This is a genomic window from Tessaracoccus sp. OS52 (assembly GCF_020687685.1).
Taxonomy (GTDB): Bacteria; Actinomycetota; Actinomycetes; order Propionibacteriales; family Propionibacteriaceae; genus Arachnia.
In genome coordinates this window covers 117,408-129,372 of record NZ_JAJEWM010000001.1, presented here as the reverse complement: position 1 = coordinate 129,372, position 11,965 = coordinate 117,408, and the positions used below count along the sequence as shown (strand labels likewise).

General features: G+C 67.1%; 12 protein-coding genes. 5 read left to right on the top strand and 7 right to left on the bottom strand.

Annotated features, from left to right (window positions below; genetic code table 11):
• Positions 1-232: 232 nt before the first annotated feature.
• The 7 genes from LKO27_RS00565 to LKO27_RS00535 form a co-directional block, all read right to left on the bottom strand.
• Positions 233-664 carry an RbsD/FucU family protein gene (locus LKO27_RS00565; protein ID WP_227734963.1) on the bottom strand — a complete coding sequence of 144 codons (432 nt, stop codon included), beginning with the start codon at positions 662-664 and terminating at the stop codon, positions 233-235.
• Positions 661-1,686, bottom strand: coding sequence for a LacI family DNA-binding transcriptional regulator (locus LKO27_RS00560; RefSeq protein WP_227734962.1), 1,026 nt, complete (start codon positions 1,684-1,686; stop codon positions 661-663). Before LKO27_RS00560 ends, LKO27_RS00565 begins: the two co-directional genes overlap by 4 nt.
• Entirely contained in the window at positions 1,683-3,086 is a 1,404-nt protein-coding gene (locus tag LKO27_RS00555) for a rhamnulokinase family protein (protein WP_227734961.1), read from the bottom strand. The genes LKO27_RS00560 and LKO27_RS00555 overlap by 4 nt, the downstream gene beginning before the upstream one ends.
• A 108-nt stretch (positions 3,087-3,194) precedes the next feature.
• Positions 3,195-4,964: an L-fucose isomerase gene (locus LKO27_RS00550; protein WP_227734960.1), complete on the bottom strand. Its 1,770-nt coding sequence runs from the start codon at positions 4,962-4,964 to the stop codon at positions 3,195-3,197.
• A gap of 123 nt (positions 4,965-5,087) precedes the next feature.
• On the bottom strand, positions 5,088-6,173 hold the full coding sequence (locus LKO27_RS00545) for an ABC transporter substrate-binding protein (protein ID WP_227734959.1): 1,086 nt from the start codon (positions 6,171-6,173) through the stop codon (positions 5,088-5,090).
• Positions 6,174-6,270: 97 nt separating this feature from the next.
• Positions 6,271-7,329: an ABC transporter permease gene (locus LKO27_RS00540; protein ID WP_227734958.1), complete on the bottom strand. Its 1,059-nt coding sequence runs from the start codon at positions 7,327-7,329 to the stop codon at positions 6,271-6,273.
• Positions 7,326-8,846: a sugar ABC transporter ATP-binding protein gene (locus tag LKO27_RS00535; protein ID WP_227734957.1), complete on the bottom strand. Its 1,521-nt coding sequence runs from the start codon at positions 8,844-8,846 to the stop codon at positions 7,326-7,328. The genes LKO27_RS00540 and LKO27_RS00535 overlap by 4 nt, the downstream gene beginning before the upstream one ends.
• Before the next feature lie 211 nt (positions 8,847-9,057).
• On the opposite strand from LKO27_RS00535, the gene LKO27_RS00530 reads away from it, so the two are divergent.
• Genes LKO27_RS00530 through LKO27_RS00510 form a run of 5 tightly spaced genes read left to right on the top strand, consistent with a single transcriptional unit; the run spans position 9,058 to position 11,851 of the window.
• Complete coding sequence (locus LKO27_RS00530) at positions 9,058-9,483, top strand: YbaB/EbfC family nucleoid-associated protein (protein WP_227734956.1); 426 nt, start codon at positions 9,058-9,060, stop codon at positions 9,481-9,483.
• Positions 9,476-9,805, top strand: coding sequence for a hypothetical protein (locus tag LKO27_RS00525; RefSeq protein WP_227734955.1), 330 nt, complete (start codon positions 9,476-9,478; stop codon positions 9,803-9,805). Before LKO27_RS00530 ends, LKO27_RS00525 begins: the two co-directional genes overlap by 8 nt.
• 1 nt (position 9,806) lies before the next feature.
• Complete coding sequence (locus LKO27_RS00520; RefSeq protein ID WP_227734954.1) at positions 9,807-10,289, top strand: hypothetical protein; 483 nt, start codon at positions 9,807-9,809, stop codon at positions 10,287-10,289.
• Position 10,290: 1 nt separating this feature from the next.
• On the top strand, positions 10,291-10,902 hold the full coding sequence (locus LKO27_RS00515; RefSeq protein ID WP_227734953.1) for a GH-E family nuclease: 612 nt from the start codon (positions 10,291-10,293) through the stop codon (positions 10,900-10,902).
• A gap of 19 nt (positions 10,903-10,921) precedes the next feature.
• Positions 10,922-11,851: a hypothetical protein gene (locus tag LKO27_RS00510; RefSeq protein WP_227734952.1), complete on the top strand. Its 930-nt coding sequence runs from the start codon at positions 10,922-10,924 to the stop codon at positions 11,849-11,851.
• Positions 11,852-11,965: the final 114 nt, after the last annotated feature.

Sequence of the window (11,965 nt, the reverse complement as noted above, 5' to 3'; positions counted from 1 at the left end):
CACCAGCGTTATCGCTCACCACCAGCCCTCTACGGCTGGTGCGCACAGACAACGCTGGTAAACCGCGACGACGGGCGGCCAAGTACGCGACGAGCCGGGCGCGAGGGAGGTCGGCCGAGTGCGCGACGGCGGGCGCGACGAGACGCCCCACGGTCACACGGCGGCCTCGATGGCGGGGATCCCAGCACGACGTCGAACGACCTGGGTCACTCGGCGGCCTCGACGGCGGGGGTCACTCGCCGGGCTGGCGCACTCCGATGGTCAGCAGGATGTTGGCGTAGATGCGCGCCTCGCCCGTGGCGATCACGACGGCGACGTTGTCGGCCTTGGCCTCGTCGTAGTAATCCCACCGGCCGATCTCGATGAACGGTACGTCGGGAAGGGCGGCCCGGAACTCCCCATGGATCGGGACCTCGTCGATGCCCGCCTCCGGCCCGGGGACCATGATGGCTGCCGCCTCGATGGGGACGGTGGCCTTCACCACGTCAAGGACGTCGGTGGCGTTGATGAGCCCCGGGGCCAGATTGAGGAACACGACGGTGGAACGCGGGTTCGCCAAGGTCTCGTGCGGGTAGTTGGAGTCGGCGATCAGGATCTTGGCCCCGTGCCCGGCGCCTGCGAGGGCGCGAAGGAGTGGGGGGTGGATCATCGGTCCGTTGATCATTTTCTTCCTTTCGTGGTTCTTGCGGGGCGTTGCGCGGGCGTGCTGGAGCGCACCACCAGGGACGGATTGATGAGCGTGTGTCCGGGCTCTCCGCCCTCGATCACCTTGGCCAACTGGCCGACGGCGGCGTGCCCCACCTCGGAGAACGGCTGTCGCACGGTGGTCAGCGGCGGCCAGAAGCAGTCCGAGCCGTCGGCGTCGTCGAATCCGACGACGGCCACGTCCTCGGGGATCCGCCGCCCCGACTCGTGCAGGCGCCGCATGACACCCAGCGCAAGCTGGTCGTTGCTGGCGAAGATGCCATCGATCTCATCGGGGAGGTCGCCGACGACCTCGTACCCCTTCGCGGCGTCCCAGGAGTTCGCCGAGACCTTCGCGTAGCCGATCCCTGCATCCGCGCAGGCCATGAGGAAGCCGTCGCGGCGTTCCCGCGCGTCGAGCCAGTCGGGCGGGCCGCAGACGTGAAGCAGCTTGCTGCGCCCACTCTCCAGCAGGTGACGCGTGGCAAGCCAGGCACCGTACTGCTGGTCCACACCCACCGACGAGACCGAGTCCGGCAGCCCTGCACGCTGCCCGACGAACAGGACCGGCACGTGCATGTGCGCCGCCTCGGCCCACTGGCTGGAGCTGCTGTGGCCGCCAAGGATGACCACTCCGTCGACCCCGATGGGGATGATCCTGGCCAGGTTGATCTCGGCGGCCGAGGGGACCAGCGACGTGGAGGTCTGGAAACCCAGCTCCCCGAGCGCCCCGACGATCTCCAGGAACGTGCGGGCGTGGCCGTGGAACAGCGGGGTGGCATTGATGATGTGGATGACGCCCGTGCGGCTGCGCGACAGCGACCGCGCGGCGAGGTTGGGCTGGTAGGACAGTTCCTGGATCGCCGCCAGGACGCGGTCCCGGGTGTCGTCGGCAACCACCCCGATGCCGCGCACAACGCGCGAGACGGTCTGGCTGGAGACGCCCGCCAGCTTGGCGACGTCGGCCAGGCTCGCGCGCCGGGGGCGGAAATCGGTGGTCATGGCAGATGCCTCCTGGTCGAGGCGGTGGCGCCGATGACGTCGTGACGGTCGGCGGGGTCGAGGTGCCCCATGATCTCGAACTGGGCCAGCAGCGACCCGAGCGTGGACGCCTCCGCCGGGCCCGCGACTACCGGCACCCCCAGGGCCTTCGCCGTCAGGTCGCAGAGCAGTTCGTTGCGGGAGCCGCCGCCGACGAGGTTGAGTTGCGTCGCAGGGCTGCCGGTGAGCGCGGCCAGGTCCGCCACACCGCGGGCGTACCGGGCGGCGAAGGACTCCAGGATTGCGAGCACCACCTGCCCCTGGCTGATCTCCGACGGCGCACCCTGCGTCCGCAGCGCGGCGGTGACCCGCTCAACCATGCCGCCCGGCGCCGCGTACTGCGGCTCGTCGGGATCGATCACCAGCCCGAGGGAATCGGCCTCGCGTGCCAGCCGGAGCAACTCGACGATGTTGCTCTCGTCCCCCGCTGCGGCCCAGTTGCGCTGGCACTCCTGCAGGATCCACAGCCCGGTGATGTTGAACAGCGGCCGGACGCCGGCGTCGCCGCGGGCCTCGTTGGTCAGCCCGAGCGACCGCGCCTCCTCCGACATCAGCGGCTCGTCGCGGAGCACACCCAGCACGGACCAGGAACCGCAGGACAGGAAGTAGGTTTCGGCACCCTCGGCGCGCTGCAGCGCGTGCACCGCGCAGGCAGTGTCGTGGGCGCCGGCTCGGACGACGGTGAGCTGCTCCAGTCCCTCGACGGTGCAGGGTCCGGCGACGTTGTGTTCGGCGGCGAGTTCACCCATCCAGGTCCGCGGGATGCCGAGCGCATCGAAGACCTCCGTGGCCCACTGGTTGGCGCCGGGAGCGCACAGGCCGGAGGTGGAGACGTGGGAGCGGGACCAGCCGCGCAGCCCTGACAGCAGGAAGGTGAAGTAGTCGGGCAGGAACAACACCTGGTCGGTGGCGGCAGCGAGTTCGGGTTCCTCGGTGAGGTAGGCGAACAGCTGGTTGGCGGAGTTGATCGTGGCAGGTGCGATACCGGTCAGCGCCCAGGCACGCTCGTCGGAGAGCCGTTCCCGGAAGGCGTCCACGGTCCGGGCCGTGCGTTCGTCGCGGTAGGCGCGGCCAGGGGTCAGCCGGTTGCCGGACTGGTCGACGGGCACGTAGTCCACGCCCCAGGTGTCCACCGAGACGCTGCCGGCGGCCGGGAACTGCCGCACGGCCTCCCGCAGCCCGGTGACGATCTCACCCCAGATGAGGTCGAGGTCCCACGACAGGTAGCCGTCCACCATGCTCGCCTGGTGCGCGAACCGGTGGATCTCCACCTCGCTCACGACGCCGTCGGCGAGGGTCCCGGCGATGATGCGGCCGGAGGACGATCCGAGATCGACGGCGAGGGCTGTGGGGGCGGGCATCGTCGGGGACTCCTGGGGTGTAGGGGGCGAATAGGGCAATGGTAAACGTGAGTCCCGAAAAGCGTTTCCCCGGGCCGGGCCAGACCAGGCCCGGGGAAACGGGTCTTCTCAGGCGTACAGCGGGCCGTACTGGGCACAGGCCCGGAAGTCGGCACCTTCGAGGTCGGCCGTACCGAAGCCCAGCCAGTTCTTCGGACGGAAGATCCGCTCCCGCGACACGTTGTGCATGTTCACCGGGATGCGCAGCATCGAGGCCAGCGTGATGAGCTGGTGCCCGATGTGGCCGTAGCTGATGGCACCGTGGTTGGAGCCCCAGGAGTTCATCACGTCGTAGACGGACGTGAAGGCCCCCTCTCCGGTGATGTTGGGGACGAACCAGGTCGTCGGCCAGCCCGGATCCGTGCGCAGCTCGATGGTCTTGGCCACCTCGTCGGGGAGTTCGACGGTGTAGCCCTCAGCCAGCTGGAGGACCGGACCCAACCCGTCGACCCAGTTGATCCGGGTCATGGTGACCGGCACCTCTCCCGCTGAGCGGAAGTGCGTCGAGAAGCCGCCGCCACGGAAGTAGCCGGTGTTGGCCGGGTGGAAGGTGGTCTCCTGGATCATGGCCTCGATGTCGGAGTCGGTGACCTCCCACCAGGGCTTCACCACGGGGTTGCCGTCGTCATCCTTGGCGGCGAACGTGCCGTCGAGGGTGGTGGCGCCAGAGTTGCGCAGGTCGATGACGCCCGCTGCCGCACGCCCTTCGGGGCGGTGGCCGGTGACGCGCTCGATGGCGTCGGCGCTCCAGTAGGTGCGGACGTCGGAGAAGATCTGCGCCCGGTTGGTCAGCAGGTAGTTGAACACCATGGAGGCGCCGTTGAGGTTGTCGTTCTCCGTGGCCATCAGGCTGGGCTTGCGCTTGCCGTTCCAGTCGAAGGACGTGTTGAGGAGGGTTTCCATCAGGTCGCCGTTGGGCAGGTAGTCGGTCCACTGGCGCTGGCCCTGGAATCCGGAGATGAGCGCGCCGTGGCCGCCCGCCTCCTCCTCGAAGCCCATTTCGGCCAGCTTCGGGTTGCCCTCCATCAGGTCACGGCCGATGAGGACCATCTTCGTGACGTAGGGCCACCACTCCTCGTGCTCCTCGGCGGAACGCTGGAACTCCGGCGGGTTGAAGTCCTCACCCTGCTTGAGGTTGTCGCGGACCCACTTGTAGGCGACTTCGTACTCGTCCTTGTCGTAGATCTCGAGCTTGATGCGCCGCTCGATCTCCACCATGTCGATGTACTCGTTGCGCATGCCCAGGTAGTGGTTCCAGAACTCCTCCTTCACCACGCAGCCAGCGATGCCCATGGAGACGCCACCGATGGACAGGTAGGACTTGCCCTTCATGAGCGCGACGGCGAGACCGGCGCGGGCGTAGTCGAGCAGGCGCTCGCGCACGGCGTCGGGGATGGAGTCGTCGTCGGCGTCCTGGACCTCTTCGCCGTAGATGCCGAAAGCGGGGATCCCCAGCTGGGTGTGTCCGGCGAGCGCGGCTGCCAGGTACACGGCGCCCGGCCGTTCGGAGCCGTTGAAGCCCCAGATCGCGTGCGGCATCCGGCGGTCCATGTCGATGGTCTCCGACCCGTAGCACCAGCAAGGGGTGACCGACAGGGTGAGGCCGACGCCCTCGCGCTGGAACTTCTCACCGCAGGCCTGCGCCTCCGAGACGCGTCCGATCGTGGTGTCGGCGACCACCACCTGCACCGGGGTGCCGTCGGGGTAGCGGAGTTCGGACTCGTAGAGCTCCTTCACCCGCAGAGCCATGTTCATCGTCTGGTCTTCGAGGCTCTCACGAACCCCGCGGCGACGCCCGTCGATGATTGGTCGGATGCCGATCTTCGGATAGTTGGTCATACAGGTAACACCTCTCGCTTCTGGGGAATCTTCGGTTCTGCAGGTTGTGCCAGCGGCACCGCCCGGTTGGGGACGGTGCCGCTGGTTGTTGTTGGGCGAGTGTGCGGCCGGGGCCGCGATGCCTCACTCGTAGAGGTTTGCCGCGATCTCGGGATCCTCGATGTTCTCGGCGTCGTACCAGGCGAAGCCGGAGTCGATGATCTTGGGCAGTTCCTGGCCGTTGGCGGCCTTGATGGCGGCGACGACGGTCTCGTAGCCCATCTTGACCGGGGACTGGGTCACCGCACCGGCCTGCTGGCCGTTCTTGATGGCGTCGATCTGGGTCTTGCCGGAGTCGAAGCCGATGACGATGACGTCGGCGCCGACCTCGTTGACGCCCTGGATGGTGCCGGTGGCCGCGGCCTCGTTGGTGCCGTAGATGCCGACGATGTCAGGGTTGGCCTGGATGATCGCCTTGGCGGTGTTGGCCGCAAGACCGACCTCGCCCGCGTACTGGGGCTCGAGCAGGTTGATGTCGGGTGCGTTCTCCTTGATGTAGTCGGAGAAGCCCTCGCAGCGCTGCTTGCCGGTCTGCGACGTCTGGTCGTGGCAGACCAGTCCGACGGTGCCGGTGCCGCCCGTCAGCTCGACCATGTGCTTGGCGGCCTCAGCTGCCGCAGCCGCGTTGTCGGTCTGGACGGTGGTTACGGGGAGGTCGGAGTCGACGCCTGAGTCGAAGGCGACGATCGGGATGTCCTTGGCCTCGATCTCCTGCAGGACAGGCTCGGCGGCACCCGTGTCGAGGGCGGCGAAGCCGATGGCCATGGGGTTGCTGTCGAGCGCGGTCTTCAGCTGGTCGATCTGCTGGGTGACCTTGGTCTCGTCGTCGGGGCCGACGAACTCGACCTTGTAGTTGAACTCCTCGCCGGCCTGCTGGGCGCCCTCGTTGACGGCCTGCCAGAAGCGGTGCTGGAAGCCCTTCGAGACGAGGTAGATGGTCTCGCCGTTGCCCATGGGGACGTCGCCTGCGGGGCTCTCACCCTCGGCGGGGCTCTCACCCTCGGCGGGGCTCTCGCTCTCGGCGGGGCTCTCGGCTGGGCTTTCCTCCGCCGTGGTCTCGACGGCGGTGTCCTCGGGCTCGGCGGTGTCGGTGGGGGTGGACGTCGAGCAGGCGGTGAGGCCGAGTGCCAGCAGCGACGTCGCGGCGATGGCGGAACGCAAAAGACGCATTGTCTTTTCCTTTCAGTTTGAGCAGCAGTGCTCTTTGCAGATGCCTGGAGCGGTTGCTCCGTGGCGGTGGTTGGGTTGTTTCGGGGGACTCTTGGGGTTAGACGGCCGACGCGCGGCGGCGGCGGACGATGTCGACGAACACGGCGATCAGCACGACGATGCCCGTGACCACGAGCTGCCACTGCTGGGCGATGCCCATCATCTGGAGGCCCTTCTTGAGGGTCTCCATGATCAGTGCGCCGACGACGGTGCCGATGATGTTGGCGCGGCCACCGGCCAGCGACGTGCCGCCGATCACGACGGCGGCGATCACATTCAGCTCGAAGCCGACGCCCTCAGCGGGCTGCACGAAGCCGAAGCGCGCGGAGTACAGGATGGCGCCGAACGCGACGAACACGCCGGCGATCACGTAGACGAGGGTCTTCCAGATCTTGGTGTTCACACCGGACAGCCGGGTGGCCTCCTCGTTGGAGCCGATGGCCAGGGCGTAGCGCCCGAGCAGTGTCTTGTTGAGCAGGACGCCCGCCACGATGGCGAGGACGATGAACACCAGCACCGCGTTGGAGACGCCCGGGATCAACTGGCCGGAGGCGATCCAGATGTAGCCGGGGTTCTTGATCGAGATCGTGGAGGCGTTCGAGATGATCAGCGCCAGTCCCCTGGCCACCATCATCATCGCCAGGGTGGCGATGAACGGCGGGAGCCCGAGGAAGGAGATATTGAAGCCGTTGACGAGGCCGATCAGGGCTCCCACGAGGATCACCAGGATGAGACCGCCGCCAAGTGGCATGTTCATCCATTCGGCGGACAGGAACACGCCCGCCATGACGGCGACGAGAGTCATGCCGGTGCCGGCGGACAGGTCGATACCGCCGGTCGCGATCACGAACGTCGCACCCAGTGCCATCACGCCGATGTAGGCCGACTGCTGCACGATGTCCAAGGCGATCGAGAGCTGCGCGAAGTTCGGAGCGGCGAAAGCGAAGAAGATGTAGATGGCCACGAGGGCGGCGAAGACGAAAATCTGCTGGATGGACGACTTCAGGACGTTTGAGGCTCTTGAGGATTTCGCCGCTACTGCGGAACCCTCGACGCCTTCCTCCTCGACGGTGCCCATCACCCGGCGGGACCCGGCGGTGTTGTCGGACTTGTTCACGCTGCTTCTCCATTCAGTTGGGCCTTGCCGACGGTGGCGAGTTCCATGATGTTTTCCTGTGTGGCGTCCTCGTTGTCGAGGATTCCGGTGATGTGACCGTGTGCCATGACCGCGATCCTGTGTGACATCCGCAGGACCTCGGGGAGTTCCGAGCTGATCATGATGATCGCCTTGCCCTCCTTGCTGAGGGTCTCCAGGAGTGCGTAGATCTCCTCCTTGGCGCCGACGTCGATGCCGCGGGTCGGCTCGTCGAAGATCAGGACCTCACAGTTGCGGAGCAACCACTTTGCGATGACCACCTTCTGCTGGTTTCCGCCGGAGAGGTTGCGCATCAGCTGGTTCACCGACGGCGTCTTGACCCGCAGGCGGCTGACCATGTCGAGCGCGACCGTGCGGATCTTGCCGTCGTCGATGAACCCGCCGACGTTGTAGTCGTTCATGGCGGCCATCACGGCGTTGGTCTTGACGTCCTGGTCCAGCAGGAGCCCGAAGGCCTTGCGGTCCTCTGACAGGTACCCGATCCCGTTGCGCACGGCGTCGGCGGCGGCACGGATGTTGATCTTGCGGCCATGGAGTTCGATGTCGCCGCTGGTTCGCGGGTCAGCCCCGAACACCGCACGGGCCACCTCGGTGCGTCCGGCACCCATGAGCCCGGCGAACCCGAGGATCTCGCCCTTGCGGACCTCGAAGTTGATGTCGCGCAGCAGGTGGCGGCTGCTCAGGTTGGAGACCTTCAGTACCACTTCGTCGGAGAGTCGCTTGTTGCGCGGGCGGGCCTCTGCGGACACCTCGCGGCCGACCATCATGGAGATGATCTCTCGCATCTCCACCTCGTGGGTGTTGACGGTGCCCACGTACTGGCCGTCGCGCAGGACGCTGACACGGTCGGTGATCTCCTCGATCTCCGGCATGCGGTGGGAGATGTAGATCAGACCGGTCTCAGGAGTGATGAAGTCTCGGATCATCCCGAACAGCGCCTCGGTCTCCGAGATGGTGAGGGCCGCCGTCGGCTCGTCCATGACCAGGATCCGAGAGTCGTAGGAGAGGGCGCGCGCGATCTCGACCATCTGCTGACGCGCAACGGAGAGGTCACCGACGCGCGCCTTCGGGTTGATGTCCATCCCAAGGCGCTGGAACAGTTCCTCGGCCTTGCGGTTCATCTTGGCGTCGTTGATCCAGCCACCGTTGTGGCTACCCTTTCGACCGATGTAGAGGTTCTGCGCAACCGTGAGGTCGCTGACCATGTTCAGTTCCTGGTGGATGATCGACAGGCCCAGGTCACGCGCATGGTTCACGCCGGAGACCTCGACGTGCTCCCCGTCGATCCAGATCTCGCCCCCCGGGTCATGGGTGTAGATGCCGGTCAGCACCTTCATGAGCGTGGACTTGCCGGCCCCGTTCTCTCCGCACAGTCCGAGCACCTCTCCGGCCCGAAGATCGAGGCTGACGTTCTGCAGGGCCTTCACGCCCGGGAACGTCTTGCTGATGTTGCGCAGTTCGAGCAGTGTCTTCGTCACTCGTACTCCTTCGTACGTCTTCTTCCAAACCAGGTTCGCCGCCACGAGGCGACGCGATGTTAGCGCTGCCAACGACGGTGTTAACGCTAGCACTGCGTCTCTCGAAGGTGAAGCGGGGTTACCAAACTGTGATGGAACGAGTTTTTTGAGTACCCGGACCCAGCGGCCCGTGACCCCGCGGCCACTAGCGTTTCGGGGGTGAGGAGGCCGAATGTCCCAGTCATCTGACCGTCCCGCAGGAGCCACCATGGCCGACACGGTTGCGAGGGTGATCGAATTCGCTGCCAGTTCCGGGAACCCCGTTCCCAGACAGGGCCAGGAACTCGCACCCATCGAGGTCGAAGCCAGCCGCGACGACCGCTCCATCGTCGTGCGCGCCACCGACAACGAGATCGTCGCCATCGAGATCACCGAGCCGGTCCGCGTCCCACCGTCCCAGCTCGCAGCCCTGATCCGGGAGGCTGCGAATGAAGCACTCGCGGGCGCACGCGACCAGGCCATGGCGCAACTCGCGGGCATGCCCGACATGGCCGAGGTGACCGAAGGCCTGAAGTCCTTGCAGGGCGAGATCCTCGACTCCTACCGCGCCGAGATGGCCAAGCTCGAGGAGTTCACGAAGGGGTTGGCCCGTGAGTGAGGTCCGATTCTCACCGGAGTCCTGGGACGACGGCGCCCGCCGGGTCTCCGGCGCTGCCCAGGACTTCGCCGACGCGGCAAACGCCATGCTCGGGCGCGTCACGAATCTCGGGCGGCTCGGCTGCAACAACGGCGGGACGATCGCCGACGCCGCCCTCGGCATGATCTTTCCCGCCCTCTGCCAGGCGGTCCAGGAGACGGTCGCCGGCCTCGCCGACGGCCTCTCGGGCGAAGCCGCGAACATGCGGGAGACGGGCGCGGGCTATCGCAGCATCGAGGAGACCAACGCCGCCCTCGCCGCGGCCATCACCGAGGGAGCCTGAGGTGGGCATGCAACTTCCGGGCTGGCTGCGCCAGGCCCTCGAGTACGTCGGATACGACTGGCCGGCCACCGACGAGCAGGTGCTGTGGGACTGGGCGCAGGAGTGGAACGCCCTGGCCCAGCAGTGCACCGACGTCATCGGCACAGTGCAACGCGGCGTCCAGACCGTCACCGCCGAGAACCACGGACCGGCTGCCACCGCTTTCGCCCACTACGCGGTGGGAGACGACGGCAACCTCAAGGCGCTGGTCGACTTCCGGCAGGGAGCCACCAACGTTGCCGGTGCCCACGCCGTCGCGGCGGGCATCGTGCTGACGATGAAACTGGCCGTGATCGCGCAACTGGTGGTGCTGGCCGCCGCCATCGCCTCCGCGATCGCGACGGCGGGGCTCGCGACCGGCGCGGCGCTTGCCGCCAGGCAGGCGGCCAAGTGGGCCATCGAGGCCGCCCTCAACGTTGCCGTCGAGCAGATCCTGGCGGCTTGAGATGGCCAAGTACCCGAAGAAGATCGTGGAACTCGCCAACGGCGGGATCTTCCAGCGCGTGATCGCGAAGAACTTCCACTTCACCAAGGCCACCAGAGAGGCCATTGACCAGGTACACAGGCGGGCCGACGACCTCGCGCGCAAGAACCCGGTGACCGGCAAGCGCCAGAAGTACGTCGGCAGCACCCCTTCGAAGAGCAGCAGGGTCGGGCAGGACGTCATCGCGAGGATGCACTCCGAGGGCAGGATCCGCGGTTGGAATCCGGCCCTGCCTGACCGCCTCAAGCGGGTCGAGGTCCTGGGTCCCGACGGGCGGTGGCACAAGGTCGACACCACGGACATGGGCCACGTCCCGATCGATGCCGTCACCTACTGGAACAACGTCGGCCGCTATCACGGGCCCAAGAGCCCCGAGGTGCGGGCCTGGATGAATGATCCGAACAACTACGAGTTGCAGCCGGGCAGCGTCAACCAGGCCGACGGCAGGATCATGGGTGCTTCCGGATTCGCCTACCAGCCGCCGGTGCAACTCCCGCCCGGCGTCGACATCGTTGCGATAGAGGCCGACGTCCTGGATCAGCTCAAGAACTTCAAGGGAAAGCCGATCCCGTGACCCAGTTAGGATCTGACGAATGAACCGAAGGCCACAGCTCCCCAAGGAACTCGATGAGGCGCTCTACGCCCGGTTGGACAGCGCACGGGACTCGATCGACGAGGGCAACTACGAAGCCGCTCTCGCCGAGGGGGACGCGATCTGGGAGGCGCTCCCCGAGCCCAAGATGGGCTGGGACTACTACCCGGAGATCGTGTCGCAGGACATGTGCGCCGCTGCGATCGAGGCCGGCCGCCTGGACCGGGCGGCCGAGTGGCTGGAGCGGACGACGCAGGCGTACACCCCCTTGAACCCAACCAGCGAGCTGATCGTCGACTTCCTCAAGGCCAAGCTGTTCCTGCGCTCCGGCAACGAGGCCCTCGCCTACGCCTACTTCGACGCCATCCACCAGGCACAGGGCAAGCGCCCGTTCCAGGACGAGCCGCCGGTGTACTGGGAGTTCTACGACGGCGCCCGCAAGTCCGGCGGGATCGACGGCGCAGCCGCGGCGAGCGTCGTCCCGCCCGCCGGGGAGGGCACGCCCACCGGCGCCGACCTGCCCGACGACGTCCATGCCGAGGTCACCCGCCTGTTCGAGGAGGGCTCCAACTACGAGGACCTGAACGCGCCGGACGCCGCCGTCGAGTGCCACATCAAGGCTCTGGAGCTGCTGCCGGCACCGCGCACCCAGTGGGAGGCGGCCACCCTCGTCTACACCGCACTCGCCGACGCGCTCGGCGCGCTGAACCGGTGGGGCGAGGCCTTCGACGCCCTGCAACTCGCGCTGCAGAGCCCGGGTGGGCGCGAGAACGGCTACGTCTGGCTGCGCCTCGGCGATGCCCACAAGGCCGACGGCCGCACCCCACAGGCCCTCGAGGCCTACACCAGCGCCTACATGCTCGAGGGTGAAGAGCTGTTCGAGGACAACCCGGAGGACCTGGGCTGGCTCCGCAAGGAAGGCATCGCCTGAGCCGCGCGCTCACGTCACCCTTGTTTCCCAGCCAGCGACACGAGGATCGTTCGGTGCCGCCAGGCGCCACACCCGGTGCAGCTGTCTGCGTCCCGGCCGCATACACTCAGTCAT